We start from the raw sequence: 22,240 nt of genomic DNA, 5'->3' as shown, positions 1-22,240 counted from the left end.
GAGGCCCTCCGGTTCAGATGGTGGATCGGACGAATGACACCAACCTCATCGGCATGGCTAGCCCACTACTTGAGGCTACTTGAGCGCGGCCGCGCGCTCCTGGCGTCGGGCGCGGCTCCAGGCGATCGCGTCCTCGAGGCTCTGTGGCTCGCACAGGCCGAAGCCCTGGACGATGTCGCAGCCGAGCTCGCGCAGCGCGCGGAAGGCAGCCGGGTCCTCGACTCCTTCCGCGACCACGCGGATGCCGAGTCCGTGGGCGGCACTGGCCAGCGCGCGCACCAGACGTGCGGTGCGGCGTGGACCGAGCGAGCTCACCCGGCCGCCGTCGTCGTCGGCGATGGCGGCGACGATGGTCGGGTCGACCTTGACCTCGCGGACCGCGGGGTTGCTCCAGAGCACGGTCAACGAGGACCGGGCGGTGCCGAAGCCGCGGATGCTGATGCCGAAGCCGGCCTCGCTGAGCTCGTCGAGGGTCACCAGGGTCTCCGGCGAGGGGCGTCCCAGGGGCTCGGTGATCTCGAGGACGACGTCGCGCGGTGACACGCCGTGGGCATCGACATGGGCGCGCAGGTCGCCGACCAGCCCGCGGGCCAGGATGTGGCGCGGCGTCACGTTGATCGAGAGTCGGGCGCCCGGGGCGGCCTCCTGCAGGCGCGGGAGGTCGCGCAGCGAGCGCTCCAGGACGGCGTCGGTGAGCGGGCCCATGAGCCCCGAGCGCTCCGCGAGCGGGATGAACTCCCGCGGCGGCAGCAGGCCGTGCTCGGGGTGGTCCCAGCGGGCGAGCGCCTCGAAGCCGACGATCTTGCCGGAGGCGACGGCCACCTGCGGCTGGTAGTGGAGCACCAGCTGCTCGGCGGCCAGGCCCGCGCGCAGGTCGTCGAGGAGCCGCCGGGTCAGGCCGGGCTCGCGCCCGGTGTCGGGGGAGCAGGCACGCCACTGGCCGGTGCCGGCCGACTTGGCGGCGTACATCGCCTGGTCGGCGGCACGGACCAGCTCCTCGATGGTGCCGCCGTCCTCGTCGTGGACGGCGACTCCGACCGAGACGCCGATGGTCAGGCGCAGGTCGTCGATCTCCAGCGGAGTGGTGATCGCGTCGATCAGCGCGGCGGCCAGGGTGCCCCCGGCGCCGCGGTGGAGCAGGGGAGCGGTGACCACGGCGAACTCGTCGCCGCTGAGCCGGACCACGAGGTCCTCCGGACCGGCCGCGGCGCGCAGGCGCGCCCCGGTCTCGGCCAGGACGGCGTCACCGACGTGGTGCCCGGCCGAGTCGTTGAGGACCTTGAAGTCGTCGAGGTCGAGGACGAGCAGGGCGACCGGGTGCGCCGACGTCGATCGGGCCAGGAGGCCGGGACCGGTCTGGAGCAGCTCCTCGCGGACCGAGAGTCCGGTGAGCGGGTCGATACCGGCCCGAGGGGAGCGGGCCGCTGTCATGGTTGCCTGCGTCGTCCCCGTCGTCACGACGCCGGTGGGGTGAGCGGCGGGGCGACGAAGGTCTTGCCGACCACGGTGAGGACCGGGCCCTCGCCGCCGTCGTCCTCGTACGTGGCGGTGGAGACGAGCAGCGCGCGGGGCATCTGCTCGAGCGCGGCCATGAACTTCGCGAGGCTCTCGTAGTCGCCCTTTGCGCCGATCGTGACCTCCTGGGCCGCGATGTCGCTGACCGAGGCGTCCTCGGGCTTGGGCGCGGCCGTGTCAGGCGCGTTGGGGTCGACTCCGACGAGCGCCGGAACACCGGGGCTCAGCACAGTGAGGTCATCGAGGCTGATTCCGGCAGCAGAGGCGGCGTCGGCCACCTGGCCGAAGAACGCCGGCTGGTCTGCGGTGGCCGGCCACATCGCGTTGAGACGGTCCGCCTGCTTCTCGGTCTTGGGCAGGTTGGCCTGTTGGCCGCGGAGCCGAGTGAGTTCGGCGGTTGCCGAGTCGGCACGGTCCTGGGCTGCGGCTCGGGCATCGCCCGTCTCTCCGATCGCACCGAGTGCGGGGCTGATCAGGGCCATCCAGCCCAGAGCGACGAGCAGCACGAGTGCTACCGATCCCAGCAGGATGGTGACAGGTGCGGACTTGAGGTTCATCAGTTCTCTCCCTCGGCGCCGGTGCTGTCGCTGGCGGGGTCAGCGCTGCCTCCGGGGGCCAGTTCGTCGTAGCGGCCGGTGAGGCCCTCCTTCGAGATCGCGGCGGATCCGCTGAACTCGATGGGCGCGTTGCCCTCGTTGTTCTCGTTGGTGTTGGTGACGCCGACGAACGGCGCAGCGAGGATCGACTCCTTGCTCAGGGCGTTGATCATGTCGGCGACGTCGGCGCGGCTCTTGGCCTCTCCGGTCACCTCGATGCAGCCGACGCTGTCGAGAGTGTCGAACGGGTCCGGGCCGGGGCACACGGGGCCGGTCGCATCGCTGCCGTTCGGCGGAAGGAGCAGCGGGTTCTCCGGCAGTGTGATCTTCACCGAGGTGTACTTGGCGCCGTTGGGGAGCGACGCGGCGAGCGCGTCGAGAGCCTTCGAGACCGATACCTCGTACGCCATCATCTCGGCGACGTCCTTGCCGCGGATCGTGACGTTCCCGACGTAGACCTTGACATCGCCGAGCTCGTTGATCTGGCGCTGGAGCTCGACGGCTGCAGCCTCGTCCTTACGAAGGTCGTCCTTCGCGTTGGCGAGCGTGAACCGCATCAGGCCCCAGGTGGCAGCCAGGATCACCAGCACCACGATCCCTGCCACGATGAAGCGCTGGCGCAGGTTGCGTACGCGCATCTCCTCGAAGACCCATGGCGAGAGGAGATTGACCGACGCCGAGATCGGCGTTGCGCGACGGCGGCCGGGTGTCGGCCGCTCGCTCTTGGCGGCCGATGCGGTGTCGCGATCCTTGGTCAAGGTGGGAAGGAGCTTGCTCATGCCGGAACCCCCAGGCAGAGACCGTAGGAGACGGTCAGGTCGATGTCTTGGCTCCCGCCGTTGCGGCGGCCCGCGGTCGGAGCGGGAAGGATGTGGGACGGGAGGCCGGTGGTGGCGGCGACCAGCTCGGCGAAGCCGCGGTTTGCGGCGCCGAGGCCGGTCAGTAGGACACGGTCCGGCGGGTTGTCTGCGTCGGCGGCGGTATAGAAGCGCAGCGTGTCGCGGATCTCATTGGCCAACCGTTGGGCGGCCAGCCGGACCACGGCAGACACCTGGTCGGGCGCGTCGAGGATCGCGGCCCGCTTGCGCAGCTCGGAGGTCGCGGCGTCCTCGCCGGTGGCCTCACTGAGCGCCTGGGTAAGCGTGTGTCCGCCGATGCCGGGGATCACCCGGACGAAGCGGGGAAGCCCAGCACTGTGGATGATCACCGAGATCTTCTCGGCACCGACGTCGACCACGGCCTCGGTGCCGGCGCGGCCCTCGACCCCCGGGTTGTGCATCGCCGCGCGCACCAGTGCGAGGGGTGCCAGATCGGCCGCGACGGGCCGGAGGCCGGCGGCCTGCACGGCGCGGACGACCTCGTCGACGCCGTCACGGGCAGTGGCGACCAGGAGTACGCGGACCATGCGCTTGTCGTCGCGTTCGAACTCGCCGAGCACCACGTGGTCGATGTTGGCCTCGTCGACCGGTACGGGCAGCAGGTCGGCGACCAGGTAGCGCATCGCCTTCTTCAGGTCCTGGGCGGGCATCCAGTCGAGCTCGACCGGGCGCACCAGCACCGAGCCGCTGCCGACTCCGATGCGGACATCCTTGCTGCTGAAGCGCTGCTCGTGCCAGAGCCGGCGGACGGCCTTGGTGACCTCGGCCGGGTTGCGTAGCTGGCCGCCCTCGACCGCGCCGGCGGGAAGCTCGACACGGCCGCCCTTGCGGACCTTGGCGCTGCGGCCGCGGCCGGAGACCTCGACGGCGCGGACGGACGACGTTCCGATATCGAGTCCGACGACGGTGGATGGCATGGGTGGGTTCTCCCGGCTAGAGGCGACAGGTGGTTCGTGCTCGGTGCTCAGGTCCTCGCGAGTGGCCTCGCGAGATCTGAGTGGAATGTGGGGGGAGGGCCGGCGACTGACCGGAGTGGCCGGTCAGTGCAGGGTCCTACCGCTCGAAAGGCGAGCACCTCCTGCATCGGCGGCCGGAGCCGGCCACTTGAGGGGTCAAGTCCGTGGGACCGATCGCCGACACAGTGGTCGACACAGCGGTCCATGCAGAGACCGGGAAAGGGAGTCACCCAGATGTCGGAAACCTTGGCCGCGCCCAACGCCGAGCCCGTGGAGCGTCCCGCTCTGCACGCCGCCGAAGACACCAGCGACCCGCTGGCCCGAGAGCTGCTCGACAGCCTGTACGAGCTGACCGTGCGCCGCGAGGCCAGCGACCTGCACCTGCGCCCGGGGGCGATCGCGAAGATCCGCGTCGACGGCGCGCTCGAGGACGCCACCACCGCACCGCTCGAGCCGGGGCTCGTCTCCCAGATGGTCGCGGCGACCATGTCGCCCGCGACCCGGATGGAGTTCCTCGAGCGACTCGAGGCCGACTACGCCGTGGTGGTCGAAGGACTCGGCCGGTTCCGCGCCAACGCCTTCCGGACCCGCGGGGCTGATGGCGTGATCATGCGTCGGGTGCGCGACGAGCCGACGCCCCTGACCGGCCTGGACCTGCCGCCGGCGGTCTTCGACCTGGCCCGCAAGCAGCGCGGCCTGGTACTGGTCACCGGCCCCACCGGTTCCGGCAAGTCGACCACACTCGCCGGCATGATCGACCTGATCAACCACGAGCGTCAGGTGCACATCCTCACCATCGAGGACCCCATCGAGGTCATGCACACCGACCGGGTCGCGACGGTGACCCAGCGCGAGCTCGGCAGCGACACCCGCAACTGGCCCAACGCGCTGCGGGCCGCGATGCGGCAGGACCCCGACGTGATCCTCATCGGCGAGCTCCGCGACCGCGACACGGTGCATGCCGCCATGACCGCGGCCGAGACCGGTCACCTGGTGATGGGCTCGATGCACACCAACGACGCCCGTGAGACCGTGCACCGGCTGATCGAGTTCTTCCCGGCCGAGGAGCAGCAGCGTGTCCGCGCCGTCTTGTCGGGGGCGCTGGAGGGGGTCGTGTGCCAGCGCCTCATCCGCCGCGCCGACGGCGGACGGGTGGTCGTGTCCGAGGTGGCCGTGCGCGACGCGCGCTTCGCGGAGGCTGTGGCCGACCCCGAGAAGACCCACCTCGTGCCCGACATCATCGCCTCCGGCGAGTACTCGGGCATGCAGACCTTCGACCAGCACCTCTTCACCCTGGTGACCACCGGCGTGATCGACGAGGAGACCGCTCGCAACACCGCTTCGAAGCCACACGACCTCGCCGTCATGCTGCGGCGGGCCGGGTGGAACTCGACCCTGCCGGTCTGATCGGCTACCCGACTTGGCCCTCCGAGCCCTCGACCGCCTCGAACCTTCCGGTTCCGGGGTGATCGGGGGCTCTCGGCGTCCCCTGGGCGTTAGGCTGGCGCGGTGAGTGACGACTCCCTGCCGCCGAGCGGACAACGCCGTACGGTCACCGATGCCGTGGCCTCACCCCATCTTGCCGACGTGAGCCTCCCGGAGCTGCGCGCCTACCGCGAGAAGCTCCGCGCGGAGGAGGAGCGGATCTCCTACTGGCGTCGACTCATCCATGCCCGGGTCGACCTGCTACGAGCCGACGCTCTCGCGGACTCACCGGTGCTCGATGTCGACGCACTGGGCCGCGTCCTCGGCGACACCGGGCGCGGCCAGGTCAGGGCGGCCCTCCACCGGGTCCGAGCAGCCGATCCGCTCCCGGACCTCCCTGACCTCGAAGCCGTGTGGGTCATGCCTACCGACGCAGCGGGCACCGAGGAGGCCTTCGAGCGCCTTGGCGCGGCCGAGAAGACCCTCACATCCTACCGGCGTGGCCTGCACGACCGCATCGACGAGGCCACCGCCGAGCTGATCGTGCGCTACCAGCAAGACCCGTCCCGGGCGCTGGAGCTGCTGACCCAGTAAGCCTCAAGTCTCCCGTCAGGGCTGCCGAGACATTCCATCGAGGCCAGCCCACTTGGCCGTGCTACTTCCTCAAGCCTTGCCAGGAACGGAGACACCCACGTGCTGACGACAGTCGGGGACACCATCGAGGCGCTGCTCTCGGCGAACCTCGTGACGCCGGAGGACGTCGCTCTGGCGTCCGCCACGGCGGCCCCCAACCAGTCGGTCGTCGAGTCGCTCGTCGCGCGCGGCGTCGTCGACCGCAACTCGCTGATGCGGCTTGCTGCCCACACCGCCGGCGTCGAGTTCGTCGATCTCACCGAGATCCCGATCGACGCCGCCGCCGCGGCGCTGCTGCCCGGCGAGTTTGCCCGCCGCTCCTCGGTGCTGCCGTTCGCCCGCAAGACCGGCGAGCTGCACGTCGCGGTCCCGCTGCGCGCGCTCAACGACCTCGACCTCAAGGACGACATCGCGCGCCTCACCCGGCACCGGGTCGTGTTCGCGCTCGCGGGCCGCTCCGAGATCGACCAGCAGATCAACCGCAACTACCGCGCCGAGGGCGAGCTCGCGACGCTGGGATCCGACCTCGACGTCACCGACGAGCCGGAGCAGCTCGACAACTTCACCGAGGTCACCGAGGACGCCCCCGTCGTCCGGTTCGTCAACCTGCTGATCAGCCAGGCCATCAGTGACCGCGCCTCCGACATCCACCTCGAGCCTACCGAGCACGAGCTGCGCGTGCGCTACCGCATCGACGGCGTGCTCACCGACGCGCACCGCGCGCCGCGCTCGATCGTCAGCGGCATCATCAGCCGGATCAAGATCATGGCCGACATGAACATCGCCGAGAAGCGGATCCCGCAGGACGGCCGGCTCTCGGTGAGCCACGGGACCCAGACCATGGATCTGCGAGTCGCGACGCTGCCCACGGTGTGGGGCGAGAAGATCGTCATGCGAGTCCTCGACAACTCCAACACCCGCCTCACCCTCGACGACCTCGGCTTCAGCGAGGGCAACTTCGAGCGGTTCAAGGCCTCCTACAGCAAGCCCTACGGCATGATCCTGGTGACCGGGCCGACCGGTTCGGGCAAGTCGACCACGCTGTACGCCACGCTGAACATCCTCAACCAGCCGCACGTCAACGTGATCACGGTCGAGGACCCCGTGGAGTACCGGCTCGCGGGCATCAACCAGGTGCAGACCAACGTGAAGGCAGGGCTCACCTTCGCCTCCGCGCTGCGCAGCATCCTGCGATCGGACCCCGACATCGTGCTGATCGGTGAGATCCGCGACCACGAGACCGCGAACATCGCGGTCGAGGCCTCGCTCACCGGTCACCTCGTGCTCTCGACGCTGCACACCAACGACGCGCCGAGCGCGCTCACCCGGCTGGTCGAGATGGGGATCGAGCCCTTCCTGGTCGGTTCCTCGCTCGACGCGGTGGTGGCCCAGCGGCTGTGCCGGGCGCTGTGCAAGCGCTGCACCGTCGAGTACGTGCCGAACCAGGAGGAGCTCGACTCGGTGGACCTGGTGCTCCCGGAGGGGCAGACCACGCTCTACCGCCCGGTCGGCTGCTCGTCGTGCGGAAACACCGGCTACCGCGGCCGGATGGCGCTGCACGAGGTGATGAGCGTGACCGAGGAGATCGAGAGGCTGACGGTGCGCCGGGCCTCGACCGAAGAGATCGGGCGCCTGGCCCGTGAGGAAGGGATGACGACGTTGCGCGAGGACGGATGCCTCAAGGTCGCGCAGGGCAAGACCACCATCGAGGAGGTGCTCCGTGTCGTGGGATAACACCTCGGCGCAGACCGGCTTCGCCGCTCCTGCGATCGACCTGGACCACCTGCTGACCTATGCCACGCGCGCCGGAGCCTCCGACCTGCACCTGGCTGTGGGCGCCCCGCCGACGATGCGAATCCGCGGCTCGATGGTCCCGATGCCCGAGCAGCCCCCGTTGGAGGCCAAGCAGCTGCGGGAGGGCGTCTACGCGATCCTCACCGAGCAGCAGCGCAAGACGCTCGAGGAGGAGCGCGAGCTCGACCTGGCGCACTCGACGCACGGCGTCGGCCGCTTCCGGGTGAACGTCTTCTGGCAGCGCGACTCCGTCGGCGCCGTGCTCCGGATGATCCCCTGGGAGATCAAGCCGCTCGAGGACCTCGGCATGCCGCCGGTCCTCGGCACGCTGGCCAACCTCAAGCGCGGCCTCGTGCTCGTCACCGGCCCCACGGGTTCTGGCAAGTCGACCACGCTGGCCGCGATCATCGACCAGGTCAACCGCACGCGCCGCGGTCACATCATGACCATCGAGGACCCCATCGAGTTCCTTCACCAGCACCGCGGCTGCCTGGTGAACCAGCGCGAGGTCGGGGCCGACACCCACGGCTTCCGTACGGCGCTGAAGCACGTCCTGCGTCAGGACCCCGACGTCATCCTCGTCGGCGAGCTCCGCGACCTCGACACCATCTCGGTCGCGATCAGCGCCGCCGAGACCGGCCACCTGGTGCTGGCTACGCTGCACACGCAGTCGGCCCAGGACACCGTGTCGCGCATCGTCGACGTGTTCCCGGCCAACCAGCAGCAGCAGGTCCGCACCCAGCTCGCTGCGACCCTCCAGTCCGTGGTCTGCCAGAGCCTGGTGCCCTCGGTCGACGGCCGCGGGCGAGTCCCGGCCGTCGAGATCATGATGCTCACCGAGGGCATCCGGGCGATGATCCGCGACGACAAGCTCCAGCAGATCCCCGGTGCGTTGCAGGCGGGAGGACGTCAGGGCATGCAGACCCTCAACGCCCACCTCGCCGAGCACGTGAAGGCCGGCCGGATCAGCCAGGACATGGGCCTGGAGTACTGCTCCAACATCGGTGACTTCATCACCCTGCTCGGCGGCGGCAGCGAGGCCGCCACCGAGGCCGCCACCCACGCCGCCACCCAGTCGCCGCTCACGTTCGGTACCGGTCGCCCCGACCCGTCCGACCCGTGGCGCGTCGCCTCGAACCGAGGAGCAGGACAGTGAGTACCGGGCTGTACGACTACAAGGTCCGCGACGCCGAGGGCCGGTTCAAGGAGGGCCGGGTCAAGGCGGACACGCAGAGCGCCGTCGCCGAGAAGCTCCTCGCGATGGGGTACATCCCGCTCGAGGTCAAGGAGGCCGGGACCGGCCTCCAGCGCGAGCTGAGCTTCGGCCGCAAGCGCGTGAAGATGAAGGACCTCGCGGTCTTCGCCCGCCAGCTCGCCACGATGATCGACGCCGGCCTGACCCTGCTGCGCGCGCTCTCGATCCTCGCCGACCAGCTGGAGAACCCCTCGCTGCGCGAGGTGCTCCACAAGGTGAAGGCCGACGTCGAGAACGGCCACAGCCTCTCCAGTGCCTTCGCCAACGACGAGCACCACACCTTCCCGCCGTTCATGATCAGCATGACCAAGGCCGGCGAGGCCGGCGGATTCCTCGACGTCGCGATGCGCGAGCTGGCCGACGCCTTCGAGGCCGAGGTCAAGCTCCGCTCGAAGATCAAGGCCGCGATGACCTATCCGGTGGTCGTCTTCGTGATGGCGATCTTGATGTGCATCGGCATGCTGCTGTTCATCGTCCCGATCTTCGAGGACATGTTCAAGTCGCTCGGAGGTGAGCTTCCGCTCCCCACGCGGATCCTGGTGCAGCTGTCGGCGTTGTTGAAGCTGGTCGCCCCGGTCCTGGTGATCGCGTTCATCGTCTTCATCCTCTGGTGGCGCAAGAACAGCCAGAGTCCGAAGGTCCGCAATGTGATCGACCCCCTCAAGCTCAAGCTCCCGGTGTTCGGCCCGCTGTTCCAGAAGATCGCCCTTACCCGGTTCTCGCGAAACCTCTCGACCCTGCTCGCCTCCGGCGTCCCGATTCTCGGCGCCCTCGACATCGTGGGTGAGACGACCGGATCGGTCGTCATCCAGCGCTCACTCGAGGACGTCCGCGCATCGGTCGCCAGCGGCCAGTCGATCGCGGGTCCGTTGGCCAAACACGACGTCTTCCCCACGATGGTCGTGCAGATGATCGCCTCCGGCGAGGAGGCCGGCGCGGTCGACTCGATGTTGGCCAAGATCGCGCAGTTCTACGAGGAGGAGGTCGAGAGCACGACCGAGGCCCTCACCTCGCTCATCGAGCCGTTGATGATCGCGGGACTCGGCACCGTCGTCGGCGGCATGATCATCGCCCTGTACATGCCGATCTTCAAGGTCTTCGACCTCATCCAGTGATGCTCGATCCCCGCTGATCCGCACTGAACGCCGTCCCGTGGCACGCGAGCCACGGGACGGCTGCGGCGTTTCCTGGTCCAGACCAGTCACCCGTTGGTGTGTAGCGCGCTCAAGTGTTCGGGGGGCGGCGCCGATACCACTGATATGCACCTCTCGCCTCGTTGGCGCGCGCGGTCACGACCTGGCGCTCAACCACCCCGAGCCTCGGACCGCGCGGCACGCGCTGTGGAACGCGACCACGGTATGACCCTCATCGAGGTCGTGGTCGCCTGCGCCCTGTTCGGCGTGCTCGCCAGTGCGCTCATCGTGCTGTTGACCTCGATGATCGACGTTTCGAAGGACGACAGCCGGCGCACGGTCGCCAACCACCTCGCCGTCCGGGAACTCGAGATCATCCGGGACGCCTTCTCCAGCTCCTCGCGCGGGCCGGAGGCGGTCGCGATCAACAAGCAGGTGAACCGGAATCCCTTGCCCGGCCAGTCGGCCGGCCAGCCCCTGGTCGTCGACGGCATCCCCTACACGGTCACCTCCGACGTCAGCCCCCAGCCGATGGACAAGCCGTTCAAATCGCCCTGCGACCAGGACAACGGCGAGTTCGACTACTACGTCGCGCGGGTCGAGGTCACCTGGGAGGGCATGGAGGGACGTAGCCCCGTCGTGATGGACACCTTGATGACTCCTCCGAAGGGCACCTTCCCCGATGGTCGCGGACACATCGGAGTCAAGGTCATCGACGCCGACGGCAAGCCCAGCGTCGGCGTCACCGTGACGGCGACCGCCATCTCTGGCGGTGGCGGGTCCGGCGGCGGCACGGACACGACAGCCATCGACGGATGCGCGTTCCTTCCTGACATCCCACCCGGCTCCTACAGCGTGAAGGCGTCGGCCAGCGGATTCGTCAACCAGCAGGGCGTCACCGACCCGACCCTCACCGCGACCGTGGTCAGCGGCCAACTGTGGAAGGGCAGCTTATTCTACGATCGGGCTGCGGCGATGACGGTGAACATCTGTCCGCCGTCGACCGAGTACCCACTCCCGACGAACCTCAACTCTACGCCGGTGAGCCTGGGCCACCCGAGCCTGCTGCCCAGCGGCGCAAAGGCCTTCACGTCCACCGGAACGCGTGCGATGCGCAACTGCGCCGTCCCCACCGTCCGCGAGGACGGCACGGTGACCACTCCGCCGGCATCGAACCGCACCGCCGAGGTACGCAACCTCACCGGGCTGTGGCCCTACCCCGCCGGTTACGAGGCATGGGCCGGTGGCTGCGGCACCAACGACCCGGCGTGGCCGGGCTTCACGGACTCTGCTCGGGACCTGCCCGTCGCGGTCAAGCGGGGGGACACATCGTCCACCGTCGTGACGCTCGATCCGGTGGCGGTCACCCTCGGCAGCAACCTGCGGGCCGTCGAGGCGGTGCCGATGGACGACGTCGCGATGTCCTGCACCGCCGGTCGTGTCATCACCCTGGGCACGCCGCCGGGAGTCAACAGCGCGCTGAAGTCGAGCCTGCCCGCCGGCGTCTGGCAGATCCGGCGCACCGGCACGACGGTCACCAAGACCATCACCGTCACCAAGGGCGGACCCGTGCAGGCGGTGACGCTGCCGTGAGAACCACTGAACCCACGGTCGCCGAGGGCGGCGCCGCACCGGCCGAGCGGCCACGCGATGCCGGCATGAGCCTGGCCGAGCTGATGGTGGCCCTGGGCATCTTCACCTTGATCTTGGTTGTGGTCGGCAGCACCGCGGTCGCCGCGATCCGCACCGTGGGCGGCATGGAGAACCGGGTCGACAACGCCGCCCAGGCCGAACTCGGGCTGAGCTCGATGAGCAAGGTGCTCCGTACTGCTGTCCTGCCCCAGCAGCTCGACGCGGGCTCGTGCCCGACCTGTGCGGACGTCGCGGTGACCCTGGCCACCGCGACGCAGGTCACGTTTCACGCCAACCTGGGCCGCTCGAGCATCGGGCCGAGCCTGGTCACGCTGAGCGTGTTGCAGGATCCGGCCAAGCCGGGCACCGCGATCCTCGAGCAGCGCACCATCGACCCGACTCCGGGCGCCAGTGGTAGCTATACCTTCTGCACCCCGGGGTCCGGTGGGTGTCGTGTCGAGAGACGGGTGCTCGCCCGCTCCCTCGTCTGGCCGACTGCCGCGGTGTTCAGCTACTACGACACCGACGGCGTGCTGATGACAGGCAGCTCCCTGAGTGCGGTCCAGAAGGCCAAGATCTCCAGTGTCGACGTCGTCCTGACGGCCCAGACCCGCCCCGGCCAGGATCGCTGGCCTCCGTTCACCGCAGTCCAGCGGATCCGCCTGCCCAATGTCGAGATCTCCTCGACGATTACGGAGTGAGCATGACCACCACATCGATCACCTCGCGCTCGGGCGACAGCCATCCCGCGGCCTCCGCGACTCGGCTGGCCGGAGACCGCGGTTCGGCACTGATCGTCGTCATGGTCACCATGACGATCCTCATCGCCCTGGTGACGGTCGGTCTGAACCACGCGATCGGCAGCACGAAGTTCAACGACCGCCAGGCCAATTGGAACGAGGCGTTGGCGGCGGCGGAATCCGGGGTCGACGACTATCTCGCTCGGCTCAACAAGGACGACAGCTACTGGCAGACCGCCGACTGCTCCAACATCGCCCTCAGGGGGAACCCGGCTGTCACCGGCACCCGTTCCTCGTGCAGCTGGGGGGCCGGTACGCCGCTCGGCTGGCGTAAGGTCCCCGGTCCGCTGCCCGGTGCCGGCTCGGGGGAGGCACCGCCCAAGGGCGAGTTCCACTACGACATCGACGTGTCCGAGACGCCGATCGACGGCACGATCACGATCAGGTCCACCGGACGGGTCGAGGGAGTCACCCGCACCGTGCAGTCCGTGCTGCGCCGAGGCGGCTTCGGCGAGTTCCTCTACTACACCGTGTACGAGACGGTCGATCCCGCGAATGAGGCGGTCTACACCTCCGCCAGCGAACGCGCGGCGCGGGCCCTGGACTGCCCGCGCTACTGGTGGGCGACACCGAAGCGCGGCAGTGACTGCTCCGATATCAACTTCGTGACCGGCGACGTGATGAACGGGCCGATGCACACCAACGACGCGATGCTGATCTCCGGGTCGCCGCGGTTCAACGGGTCCACGACGACGTCCTATCCGTCGTGCCGTGGTGCTACGAATCAGCGCTACTGCTACCGCAGCAACGGTACGACCAGCCCGGCGTTCGCCAAGGGCATCGGCTACCGCGCCGAGATCGAGTTGCCGACCAGCATCGGAGACATGCGCCAGTACGTGACGCCCGCAGGGCCGGGTGTGAACGGCGTGGCCCCCGAATACCTCGGCTGCCTGTACACCGGGCCGACCCGGATCATCGCCAATTCCAACGGAACCCTGCGGATCTGGAGCAAGTGGTCCGGCCGCCCCGGAGGGCCGGCGCTCAACCCAGGCTGCGGCTCGGCCACAGACCTGCAGAGCACGTCAGGCGCCACAGTCTCCCTGCCCCACAACAAGGTGATCATGGTGCAGAACGTGCCCGCGGCACAGACCACGCCTGCAGCTGGTGCATGCGCGACCGGTGCGATCGGGGACGGCCTGCCGGTCGCCAACGACATCAACACCGCCCTGTCCGAGAACGCCTGCCGCAATGGCAACCTGTACATCGAGGGCGTGATCAAGGGCCGGGTCACGATGGTCACCGACAACAACGTGATCGTGACGGGGGACATCACCTACGCCGGTGGTGAGAACGGCACCGATGTGCTCGGGCTGATCGCCGAGAACTCGGTGAAGATCTACCACCCGGTCAACAGCTCCGGTAACAACCTGCTGCGCAACAACAGCCGGCCCGTGCTCACCAACGTCACGCTCAGTGCCGCCGTGCTCACGCTCCAGCACAGCTTCACCGTGCAGTACTACCAGCGCGGCGCCAAGCTCGGCACCCTCAAGGTCTACGGCTCGCTCGCGCAGCGCTTCCGTGGTCCCGTGGGTACCAGCGGTGGCTCCGGGTACCTGAAGAACTACAACTACGACACCCGGCTTCGCTACTCGCCCCCGCCGTACTTCCTGGACCCGGTGCGCTCGGGCTGGGGCCAGAAGGTGTACGGAGAGGTCTCCCCGAAGTACTGAGCCCGCTTCGACCTTCGATCCACGCACGGCGCCGTCGTCCTCTAGGACGGCGGCGCCGGCCGCATTTCCGCCGGAGGGTGCAGCGAGCGGGCGAGCGCCAGCGAGCGCTGACGAAACCTCGGCGAGGCTCCTTGCCAGGGTTCCCGAGGTCGGTTGTGAGGTTTCGTCGGCGCTGGTCGGGGCTCGTTCCTCGCCCTCCCGGCTTGCTCGACCTCCGAGGACTGCCTGTGGCCGGGGGTTGAGCAAGCGAGCGCAAGCGAGCGCCGACGAAACCCCGGCCACGCTCCTTGCCAGCGTTGCCGGGGTCGGTTGTGAGGCTTCGTCGGCGCTGTCGGGCTCGTTCCTCGCCCTCCAGCTTGCTCAACCTCCGGCTCGGAAACCCCGGTGATTCCTGGCAGAGCACCGCTCTCGCAGAAAGTCTTAGAAAGAATTTCGGTCGGTGGTACAGACCACACTCAAGCGGGGGGTTCGAGCGTCCGACATCTCTGTTGTCACACCCCACGACGGGTTCGCGGCCAGGGCCGCAGAACCCCTTCCAAACGAAGGAAACACCATGATCAACCGTCTTCAGAAGAGCATGGACGAGAAGGACAAGGGCTTCACCCTGGTCGAGCTCCTCGTCGTCATCGTCATCATCGGCATCCTCGCCGCCATCGCCATCCCGCTGTTCCTGAACCAGCGCGAGAAGGGCGTCGAGGCCGGAATGAAGTCCGACCTCAAGTCGCTCGCCACGCTGGAGGAGACCTACTTCGTCGACAACGGCAAGTACTCCGCCAACGTCTCCGACTTCGCTCCTGGCGCCACGGGCGACTACAACTTCAAGCAGACCGGTGCGAACCAGGTGACCGTCGTCTCCGCCAACGTCGACGGCTTCTGCCTGCACGCCACCAACACCGACTACACCGACCTCGAGTGGTGGTACGACTCGCAGGACGGCGGCCTGAAGGACACCGCCTGCTGATCTGATCCACAGGATCGACCACGGTTCGACCGGCGGCGCCTCGCACTCGCGAGGCGCCGCCGGTCGGCATTTCGGGAATGGGTGCTCGGACTCAAGGCCCGCGCCTCGGCAGCCGATACACCAGTTGATCCACTCAGCATCCACCATTCCCGAACCACTTCTTGGAGGAACCATGTCGGCCAACGACTGGCACAGCCACGCCGCGCAGGTGCGGCCGCTGCACCCGGTGACCGTGCCGGTCGCGGGTACCGAAGCTCTCGGAGCCCTCGCCGCCGGCGGCCTCGGCGCCGAGCTCGCCGCCCTTACGCGGGTCCTTCTGGGCCCCGCGCAGCCGGCCGCCCCCGCTGCTGTCGCAGCCGCCCCGATCGCGCTGGACGCGAACCCGGGTCTGGCTTCGCTGACGCCGCCCGCCGCGGACTTCTCGGCCGCGCAGCCCGCCGCCCCGACCGCGCACGCCGCGATGTCGCTCCCCGACCTTCCCGACCTCGACCTGCCGCCCGTGCAGCCGCAGCCGGGCCTCAGTGAGCCGGCCCTCGCGCTGGTCGCGATGCCCGAGGTGACGCCGCTGGTGCAGCCCGCGCCCGCCGCGCAGCCGGCCGCGCCCGTGGCCGCCCCGGCGCAGGGCTTCAACGTGCCGCCGATCGTCGAGATCGAGCCGCTTGTCCCCGATCTCCCGCAGCTCCCGCCGGCCGTCGCGCCCAAGGCGAGCAACGTCGTCCTCGACGACCTGGCGTTCCTGGACTCCTGAGAGCGAGACCAGCAGGGCCCGCGAAGCAGGCCGAGCCGTCCATGGGGGCGGCTCGGCCTTTTCGCATCATCCCGAGGCCGCGGCCGGTCACCGGCTATGGTGTCCACGCGAAACGGCCCCGTCGAGGGGAAGGTCCGGGGAGGATGGCTGCACAGTGACGGTGGATGTCGAGTCGGTGGACGACCTCTGGCGCCGGTACAAGGACACCGGAGCGCCCGAGCTGCGCAACCAGCTGGTGATCCAGTACTCCCCACTGGTCAAGTACGTCGCCGGCCGCGTGCGCAGCGGTCTGCCGCAGACCGTCGAGTCCGCCGACCTCGTCTCCGAGGGCGTCATCGGCCTCATGGACGCCATCGACAAGTACGACCACGAGCGCGGCCTGCAGTTCCAGACCTACGCCGTCCCGCGGATCCGCGGCGCGATCATCGACAGCATCCGTGCGGCCGACTGGGTTCCCCGTTCGGTCCGTACGCGGCTGCGTGAGGTCAACCGCGCCCGCGACGAGCTTCAGCAGCGGCTCAACCGGGCGCCGTCGGATGAGGAGATCTGCGAGGAGGCCGGTATCACCCTGGCCGAGTTCCGCGAGCTGCGGGAGCGCCCGACGTCGTTCTCCCACGCCGACGAGGAGGAGGTGGCCGCCCTCGACGACCTCGCGCCCGCCGTCGACGCGGCGCTGGAGGACGAGGACACGCGCCAGTCGCTGCTCCAAGCGCTGGCCACCCTGCCCGAGCGCGACCAGATCGTCATCGCCCTCTACTTCTTCGAGGGACTCACCCTCGGCGAGATCGGCCAGGTGCTCAACGTCACCGAGTCGCGCGTGAGCCAGCTGCGCAGCCGCGCGACCGCGTCGCTGCGGGTCGGGCTCGCCCAGGTGCTCAGCCAGTAGGCGGCCCTGGTGCGGCCGCGTTGGCGGGCCGCGCCGTTCGGCGGGCCACGGCGACGCCGACCAATGCCAGCGCGCCACCGAAGTAGGCCGCCGTCGGCGGCACCTCGTCAAGGAAGACCAGGCTCATCACGATCGTGATGACCGGGACGATGTAGGTCGTGACTCCGAGGCTGGAGGCGCTCATGTGCTTGAGCGCGAAGGCGTAGAGGGTGAAGGCGATCGCGGTCGGGAACACCCCCAGATAGACCAGCCACCACACCGACGACGCGGACGCGTCGCCGACCTCGGAGATCAGCTGCCCCGCGAAGGGGAGGCAGGTGAGCGCACCGATCGTGCAGGCCAGCCATGTCACGTGGATCGCCGGGAGCGCGGCGACCAGCGGCTTCTGCAGGATCACGCTGACGGCGTACACGACCGCGGCGAGCACGCACAACGCGGCGCCCAGCAGGTCACGGTCGCCGCCGTCGGGCGATCCGGCGAGGCCGATGATCACCACGCCGCAGAACGCCAGCGCCAGCCCGATCCCCAGCTGAGGCGTGAAGCGCTCGGAGAGGAACAGGGCGGCCAGGACGGCGATGAGCACCGGCGAGATCTGGATCAGCATCGCAGCGGTGCCGGCGTCGACCCGCCGCTCGCCCTCGTTGAGCGCCACGTTGTAGACGCCGAACCACAGCACGCCGATCGTCGCGATCGAGACCCACTGGCGTCGGCTGGGTCGTGGCAGGCCCCGGGGGAGCGCGACGACGCCGAGCGCCACCACGCCCACCAGCAGGCGGCCCAACGAGAGCGAGCCGGGACCGAAGTCGGAGCCCAGATGCCGGATCGCCACGAACGCCGAGGCCCACAGGGTCAGGGTGGTCGCCACGGCTGCCAGCGGCAGCCACGTGGGCGGCGCGGAGTCCGGGCGGGTCACCGCCGCAGCGTAGTGCCGTCAGAGATCCAGCTTGTAGCCGAGGCCGCGCACGGTGACGAGGTACTTCGGCTCGCTCGGGTCAGACTCCAGCTTGGCCCGCAGCCGCTTGACGTGGACGTCGAGGGTCTTGGTGTCGCCGACGTAGTCGGAGCCCCAGACGCGGTCGATGAGCTGGCCGCGGGTGAGCACCCGGCCGGGGTTGCGCAGGAACATCTCCAGCAGCTCGAACTCCTTGAGCGGCAGCCGCTGCTCGGTGCCGCCGACGGTGACGACGTGGCGCTCGACGTCCATCCGCACCGGGCCGGCCTCGAGGGTGTCGGGTGCCAGGTCGGGGTCGCTGCCGCGGCGCAGGACGGCCCGGATCCGGGCGACGAGCTCGCGTGGGCTGTACGGCTTGGTGACGTAGTCGTCGGCGCCCAGCTCGAGTCCGACGACCTTGTCGACCTCGTCGTCCTTGGCGCTCACCATGATCACCGGGACGTTCGAGGTCTGCCGGATCGTGCGGCACACCTCGGTGCCGGGGATCCCCGGCAGCATCAGGTCGAGCAGCACGATGTCGGCACCGAAGCGGTCGAACTCGGTCAGCGCCGCGTTGCCGTCGGCCGCGATCGCGACCTCGAAGCCTTCCTTGCGCAGCATGTAGGAGAGCGCCTCGCTGTAGCTCTCTTCATCCTCGACGACGAGTACGCGCGTCACGCGGTCTCCTCCGGGGTTGCGCCCGGAACGTCGTCCGGGGTGGGGGCGGCGGACGCCGGTTGCGTCTCGCCTACGGGTCCGCGCGCCTCGGCACGCGGCAGCGTGAGGGTGAACGTCGAGCCCTGGCCCTCGACCGACCAGACCTTCACCTCGCCGCCGTGGGTGGCCGCGACGTGCTTGACGATCGAGAGGCCCAGGCCGGTGCCGCCGGTGGAGCGGTGGCGGGCCGGGTCGACGCGGTAGAAGCGCTCGAAGATGCGGTCGATCTCGACCGACGGGATGCCGATTCCCTGGTCGACCACCCCGATCGCCACGAACCCGTCCTCGACGCGGGTGGTGATCAAGACGGTGGAGTCGGGGTCGGAGTAGTGCACGGCGTTGGCGACCAGGTTGGCCACCGCCATCGTCACCTGCTCCTCGTTGCCGAGCACCTTCAGGCCGCGCTCGCCGCCGACCACGACCGAGATGCCCTTGTCGGCGGCGTCGATGGCGCTGGTGTCGACGGCCAGGCCGACGACGTCGTCGAGCGACATCGGCAACGGCGAGTCGAGCGGCTCGTCGCCCTGGAGGCGGGAGAGCTCGATGACCTGCTGGACCAGCACGGTGAGCCGGTCGCCCTCCAGCACCATCCGGTCGGAGAAGCGGCGCACGGCGTCGGGGTCGTCGGCGGCGTCGTGGACGGCGTCGGCGAGCAGCCGGATCGCGCCCACCGGGGTCTTGAGCTCGTGACTGACGTTGGCGACGAAGTCGCGGCGCACCGCCTCGATGCGGCGCTCACGGGTGCGATCCTCGACCAGCGCGAGCACCATGCGCGAGCCGATCGGCGCCACGCGCACGGTGACGTGCCGGTCGGGCGCATGGTCGCGCGGCATCACGAGCTCGGTCTCGCGGATCTGGCCGTCGCGGCGCACCTCGCTGACCAACGAGGCGAGCTCGGGGCTGATCAGCGAGCTGCCGCGCACCAGTCCCATCGCATACGACGGCGCGGAGGCCTTGAGCACGACGTCGGAGTCGTCGACCACGACCGCGCTGCTGCGCAGGACCGACAGGACGGTCGCGACTGCAGGCGGGACCGCCGGCTCCTCGATCGTCGGCGTGGCGTTGTGGATCCGGTCGCTGACGTGCCAGGCGAGCACGGTGCCACCGGCCACGACGGCCCCGATCACCGCCGCCAGGAACGCCTGCATTGTGGGATCCACCCTTGGATCGTACGGTGGTCCCCGGATGGGCACCGAGTCGAGAGCCGGGGCCTTCCGTCTGTTCATCCCGCGTTCACCGGATCCGCCCGAGCGGGACTCCCAGCCCGCCTAGGTTCGGCGCATGCGCGATCAGTTCGATGAGCAACTCCAGGCGGTCTTCGACGACCTCGCCGCCATCTGCCGCCGGGTCGAGACGGCCGTCTCCTCGGCCACCAAGGCACTCATGAGCGGGGAAGTGCCCCTCGCCGAGCAGGTCATCAGCGACGACATCGAGATCGACCGGGCCCGCGAGCGCGTCGAGGAGGCCTGCTTCAACCTGCTCTCCCTCCAGCAGCCGGTGGCCGGCGACCTGCGCGTCGTCGTCTCGGCGCTGCGCATGGTCAGCGAGCTGGAGCGGATGGGCGACCTCTCGGTCCACGTCGCCAAGATCGCCCGACTGCGCGTGCCCGCGCTCGCCGTCCCCGAGGCCGCGCGCCCCACCGTGTCGCGGATGGCGGAGGTCGCCGAGGACATGGTCATCCGGGTCTCCCAGATCATCACCTCTCGCGACGTCGAGGCCGCGATCGCGCTGGGTCGCGACGACGAGGAGATGGACCAGCTGCGGCGGCAGAGCTTCGCCGAGCTGCTCTCCGACGAGTGGACCGACGGCGTCGAGTCGGCCGTCGACATCGCCCTGCTGGGCCGGTACTACGAGCGGATCGCCGACCACGCCGTCTCGGTGGCCAACCGCGTCGTCTTCGTCGTCACCGGCGAGACCCCCCGCGCCGCCTCCTGAGAATCGACCCCCTGGCTCGAGGTTGCTCGGGATCGCTCGGGGGGTGACCCGAACGGCGCAATTGCGCGGCATGGGTCGGTCAACGGGCCGGTGACGGTGCCGAACGGCGCAATTGCGCGGCATGGGTCGGTCAACGGGCCGGTAACGGTGCCGAACGGCGCAATTGCGCGGCATGGGTCGGTCAACGGGCCGGCGACGGTGCCGAACGGCGCAATTGCGCGGAACGGGTCGGTCAACGCGCCGGCGACGGTGCCGAACGACGCAATTGCGCCGAATGGGTCGCCGTGTGGTCCGACCGGACCCGACACGGCAGCGGGTATCGGCCGTGGGGGAGCCTCGGCTCAGCGACCCTGGCTGGCGACGGCGGCCGCCGCGGCAGCCGCGGCCTCGGGGTCGAGGTAGCGACCACCCTTGTGGATCGGGCGCAGGTCGTCGTCGAGCTCGTAGACCAGTGGCATGCCGGTGGGGATGTTGAGGGCCGCGATGTCGTCGTCGCTGATGCCGTCGAGGTGCTTGACGATGGCGCGCAGGCTGTTGCCGTGGGCTGCGACGAGCACGGTCTTGCCGGCGCGCAGGTCGTCGGCGACCGCGGAGTCCCAGTAGGGCAGGAGACGCTCGATGACGTCCTTGAGGCACTCGGTGCGCGGCATCTCGTCACCGAGGTCGGCGTACTGGGGCAGGGCGGCCTGGGAGAACTCCGAGTCGTCCTCGATCGGAGGCGGGGGGACGTCGAAGGAGCGCCGCCACAGCTGGAACTGCTCCTCGCCGAACTCCTCGAGGGTCTGCTTCTTGTTCTTGCCCTGCAGGGCGCCGTAGTGCCGCTCGTTGAGACGCCAGGAACGGTGCACCGGGATCCAGTGCCGGTCGCACTCGTCGAGGGCGAGGTTGGCCGTGCCGATCGCGCGCCGCAGCAACGAGGTGTGGACGACGTCGGGGAGCAGGCCCTCCTCGGCGAGCATCCTGCCGCCGGCGGTGGCCTCCTCGCGCCCCTTGTCGGTGAGGCCGACGTCGACCCAGCCGGTGAACAGGTTCTTGGCGTTCCAGTCGCTCTCGCCGTGGCGCAGCAGGATCAGCGTGCCGGCCATCAGTGGATGCCCTCCGCCGGGCCCTCGGAGATCTCGGTCTCGCAGGAGTAGGGACCGGGCTGCCCCTGCATCTCGTCCTCGCCGGCCTCGATGTCCTCGCCCAGGCCGGGCTCGGCGCTGGGCAGCACCAGGTTGGTGAGCTTCTCGGGGCTGTACTGGTGGCACGGAGTGACGACCGGAATGAGCATCGTGGTGGTCTGGCCGCTTTCGAACTCGAGGGTGACCTCGACGAAGTCGCCGGCCGCGAACGACCCCTGCACTCCGATGCCGCTGGTGTCGAAGAGGTTCACCTGGCTGTTCGCGGGCACGTCGATCGCGACGGTCGCGGGGTCGATCGGCGCCACGTGGGCCTCGTCGTCGATCTGGCTCATGCCGGTGAGCGCGTCGTCGTCGGTGAGGCTGTTGTTGGCCAAGGTGGCAGCGAAGACGCCGCGGTTGTCCTCGCCTGCGATCACCACCGCGCCGAGGACGTCGACCTGGCCGGAGCGGTCGTTGACGCCGGCGCTGATGGTGTTGACCCGGTCGGTGGCGTAGTCGAAGCCGCACGAGGACAGCAGCGGCACCGCCAGCAGCGCACCGACGGCGAGCAGCGGCAGCGGACGAGAGGAGTGACGCCGGAGAGACATGGGTTCAGGCCTTCACGGTGAGATCGAGGTGAGATCGGGACGAAGTCGGATCGCTGGCAGGGCC

Annotated in this window: 21 protein-coding genes; 12 read left to right on the top strand and 9 right to left on the bottom strand. The window is 69.5% G+C overall.

Features of this window, described 5'->3' with window-relative positions:
• Positions 1-75: 75 nt before the first annotated feature.
• Genes WMR31_RS02550 through pilM form a run of 4 tightly spaced genes read right to left on the bottom strand, consistent with a single transcriptional unit; the run spans position 76 to position 3,906 of the window.
• The gene (locus WMR31_RS02550) at positions 76-1,431 is read right to left on the bottom strand and encodes a putative bifunctional diguanylate cyclase/phosphodiesterase (RefSeq protein ID WP_340537198.1); all 1,356 of its coding nucleotides are present in this window, start codon (positions 1,429-1,431) and stop codon (positions 76-78) included.
• 23 nt (positions 1,432-1,454) lie between these two features.
• The gene (locus WMR31_RS02545; protein ID WP_340537197.1) at positions 1,455-2,072 is read right to left on the bottom strand and encodes a hypothetical protein; all 618 of its coding nucleotides are present in this window, start codon (positions 2,070-2,072) and stop codon (positions 1,455-1,457) included.
• Positions 2,072-2,890, bottom strand: a complete 819-nt coding sequence (locus WMR31_RS02540) for a PilN domain-containing protein (RefSeq protein ID WP_340537196.1) — start codon at positions 2,888-2,890, stop codon at positions 2,072-2,074. Before WMR31_RS02540 ends, WMR31_RS02545 begins: the two co-directional genes overlap by 1 nt.
• Complete coding sequence (gene pilM, locus WMR31_RS02535) at positions 2,887-3,906, bottom strand: type IV pilus assembly protein PilM (RefSeq protein ID WP_340537195.1); 1,020 nt, start codon at positions 3,904-3,906, stop codon at positions 2,887-2,889. Before pilM ends, WMR31_RS02540 begins: the two co-directional genes overlap by 4 nt.
• 273 nt (positions 3,907-4,179) lie before the next feature.
• Here pilM and WMR31_RS02530 point away from each other — a divergent pair, with 273 nt between their 5' ends.
• The 11 genes from WMR31_RS02530 to WMR31_RS02480 all read left to right on the top strand — a co-directional run bounded on the left by WMR31_RS02530 (position 4,180) and on the right by WMR31_RS02480 (position 16,882).
• The gene (locus WMR31_RS02530; protein WP_340537194.1) at positions 4,180-5,352 is read left to right on the top strand and encodes a type IV pilus twitching motility protein PilT; all 1,173 of its coding nucleotides are present in this window, start codon (positions 4,180-4,182) and stop codon (positions 5,350-5,352) included.
• A gap of 102 nt (positions 5,353-5,454) precedes the next feature.
• Entirely contained in the window at positions 5,455-5,964 is a 510-nt protein-coding gene (locus WMR31_RS02525) for an RsiG family protein (RefSeq protein WP_340537193.1), read from the top strand.
• 99 nt (positions 5,965-6,063) lie between these two features.
• A complete protein-coding gene (locus tag WMR31_RS02520) occupies positions 6,064-7,737 on the top strand; it encodes a GspE/PulE family protein (RefSeq protein ID WP_340537192.1) in 1,674 nt (557 codons plus the stop codon).
• A complete protein-coding gene (locus WMR31_RS02515; RefSeq protein WP_340537191.1) occupies positions 7,724-8,953 on the top strand; it encodes a type IV pilus twitching motility protein PilT in 1,230 nt (409 codons plus the stop codon). Before WMR31_RS02520 ends, WMR31_RS02515 begins: the two co-directional genes overlap by 14 nt.
• The gene (locus WMR31_RS02510; protein WP_340537190.1) at positions 8,950-10,167 is read left to right on the top strand and encodes a type II secretion system F family protein; all 1,218 of its coding nucleotides are present in this window, start codon (positions 8,950-8,952) and stop codon (positions 10,165-10,167) included. The genes WMR31_RS02515 and WMR31_RS02510 overlap by 4 nt, the downstream gene beginning before the upstream one ends.
• 144 nt (positions 10,168-10,311) lie before the next feature.
• Positions 10,312-11,778: a carboxypeptidase regulatory-like domain-containing protein gene (locus tag WMR31_RS02505; protein ID WP_445321587.1), complete on the top strand. Its 1,467-nt coding sequence runs from the start codon at positions 10,312-10,314 to the stop codon at positions 11,776-11,778.
• Positions 11,775-12,518 (top strand): PulJ/GspJ family protein, encoded by a 744-nt coding sequence (locus WMR31_RS02500; protein ID WP_340537188.1) that lies wholly within the window; start codon positions 11,775-11,777, stop codon positions 12,516-12,518. Before WMR31_RS02505 ends, WMR31_RS02500 begins: the two co-directional genes overlap by 4 nt.
• A 2-nt stretch (positions 12,519-12,520) precedes the next feature.
• On the top strand, positions 12,521-14,287 hold the full coding sequence (locus WMR31_RS02495) for a pilus assembly PilX family protein (protein ID WP_340537187.1): 1,767 nt from the start codon (positions 12,521-12,523) through the stop codon (positions 14,285-14,287).
• 553 nt (positions 14,288-14,840) lie between these two features.
• On the top strand, positions 14,841-15,248 hold the full coding sequence (locus tag WMR31_RS02490; protein ID WP_340537186.1) for a type IV pilin protein: 408 nt from the start codon (positions 14,841-14,843) through the stop codon (positions 15,246-15,248).
• Positions 15,249-15,420: 172 nt separating this feature from the next.
• Entirely contained in the window at positions 15,421-15,996 is a 576-nt protein-coding gene (locus tag WMR31_RS02485) for a hypothetical protein (RefSeq protein ID WP_340537185.1), read from the top strand.
• A gap of 154 nt (positions 15,997-16,150) precedes the next feature.
• Positions 16,151-16,882 carry a FliA/WhiG family RNA polymerase sigma factor gene (locus WMR31_RS02480; protein WP_340537184.1) on the top strand — a complete coding sequence of 244 codons (732 nt, stop codon included), beginning with the start codon at positions 16,151-16,153 and terminating at the stop codon, positions 16,880-16,882.
• Here WMR31_RS02480 and WMR31_RS02475 read toward each other — a convergent pair.
• Genes WMR31_RS02475 through WMR31_RS02465 form a run of 3 tightly spaced genes read right to left on the bottom strand, consistent with a single transcriptional unit; the run spans position 16,872 to position 19,690 of the window.
• Positions 16,872-17,795 (bottom strand): DMT family transporter, encoded by a 924-nt coding sequence (locus WMR31_RS02475; RefSeq protein ID WP_340537183.1) that lies wholly within the window; start codon positions 17,793-17,795, stop codon positions 16,872-16,874. The genes WMR31_RS02480 and WMR31_RS02475 overlap by 11 nt on opposite strands.
• Before the next feature lie 18 nt (positions 17,796-17,813).
• Positions 17,814-18,491, bottom strand: coding sequence for a response regulator (locus WMR31_RS02470; protein WP_340537182.1), 678 nt, complete (start codon positions 18,489-18,491; stop codon positions 17,814-17,816).
• A complete protein-coding gene (locus tag WMR31_RS02465) occupies positions 18,488-19,690 on the bottom strand; it encodes a sensor histidine kinase (protein WP_340537181.1) in 1,203 nt (400 codons plus the stop codon). The genes WMR31_RS02470 and WMR31_RS02465 overlap by 4 nt, the downstream gene beginning before the upstream one ends.
• Before the next feature lie 121 nt (positions 19,691-19,811).
• Between WMR31_RS02465 and phoU the strand changes: the two genes are divergently transcribed.
• Positions 19,812-20,465, top strand: coding sequence for a phosphate signaling complex protein PhoU (gene phoU / locus WMR31_RS02460; RefSeq protein ID WP_340537180.1), 654 nt, complete (start codon positions 19,812-19,814; stop codon positions 20,463-20,465).
• Between the two features lie 341 nt (positions 20,466-20,806).
• Here phoU and WMR31_RS02455 read toward each other — a convergent pair whose 3' ends face one another.
• Positions 20,807-21,550, bottom strand: coding sequence for a phosphoglyceromutase (locus WMR31_RS02455; RefSeq protein ID WP_340537179.1), 744 nt, complete (start codon positions 21,548-21,550; stop codon positions 20,807-20,809).
• The gene (locus WMR31_RS02450) at positions 21,550-22,176 is read right to left on the bottom strand and encodes a hypothetical protein (protein WP_340537178.1); all 627 of its coding nucleotides are present in this window, start codon (positions 22,174-22,176) and stop codon (positions 21,550-21,552) included. Before WMR31_RS02450 ends, WMR31_RS02455 begins: the two co-directional genes overlap by 1 nt.
• Positions 22,177-22,240 lie beyond the last annotated feature (64 nt).

This window comes from Nocardioides epinepheli (assembly GCF_037936805.1).
Taxonomy (GTDB): domain Bacteria; phylum Actinomycetota; class Actinomycetes; order Propionibacteriales; family Nocardioidaceae; genus Nocardioides.
Note: the sequence above shows the minus strand (reverse complement) of the source record. Positions and strands in the feature narration are given on the sequence as shown.

Excerpts from the sequence above, each read along its gene's own strand:
- WMR31_RS02550 (WP_340537198.1), bottom strand. The coding sequence starts at position 1,431 with ATGACAGCGGCCCGCTCCCCTCGGGCCGGTATCGACCCGCTCACCGGA.
- WMR31_RS02545 (WP_340537197.1), bottom strand. The coding sequence starts at position 2,072 with ATGAACCTCAAGTCCGCACCTGTCACCATCCTGCTGGGATCGGTAGCA.
- WMR31_RS02540 (WP_340537196.1), bottom strand. The coding sequence starts at position 2,890 with ATGAGCAAGCTCCTTCCCACCTTGACCAAGGATCGCGACACCGCATCG.
- pilM (WP_340537195.1), bottom strand. The coding sequence starts at position 3,906 with ATGCCATCCACCGTCGTCGGACTCGATATCGGAACGTCGTCCGTCCGC.
- WMR31_RS02530 (WP_340537194.1), top strand. The coding sequence starts at position 4,180 with ATGTCGGAAACCTTGGCCGCGCCCAACGCCGAGCCCGTGGAGCGTCCC.
- WMR31_RS02505 (WP_445321587.1), top strand. The coding sequence starts at position 10,312 with ATGCACCTCTCGCCTCGTTGGCGCGCGCGGTCACGACCTGGCGCTCAA.
- WMR31_RS02495 (WP_340537187.1), top strand. The coding sequence starts at position 12,521 with ATGACCACCACATCGATCACCTCGCGCTCGGGCGACAGCCATCCCGCG.
- WMR31_RS02490 (WP_340537186.1), top strand. The coding sequence starts at position 14,841 with ATGATCAACCGTCTTCAGAAGAGCATGGACGAGAAGGACAAGGGCTTC.
- WMR31_RS02485 (WP_340537185.1), top strand. The coding sequence starts at position 15,421 with ATGTCGGCCAACGACTGGCACAGCCACGCCGCGCAGGTGCGGCCGCTG.
- phoU (WP_340537180.1), top strand. The coding sequence starts at position 19,812 with ATGCGCGATCAGTTCGATGAGCAACTCCAGGCGGTCTTCGACGACCTC.
- WMR31_RS02455 (WP_340537179.1), bottom strand. The coding sequence starts at position 21,550 with ATGGCCGGCACGCTGATCCTGCTGCGCCACGGCGAGAGCGACTGGAAC.
- WMR31_RS02450 (WP_340537178.1), bottom strand. The coding sequence starts at position 22,176 with ATGTCTCTCCGGCGTCACTCCTCTCGTCCGCTGCCGCTGCTCGCCGTC.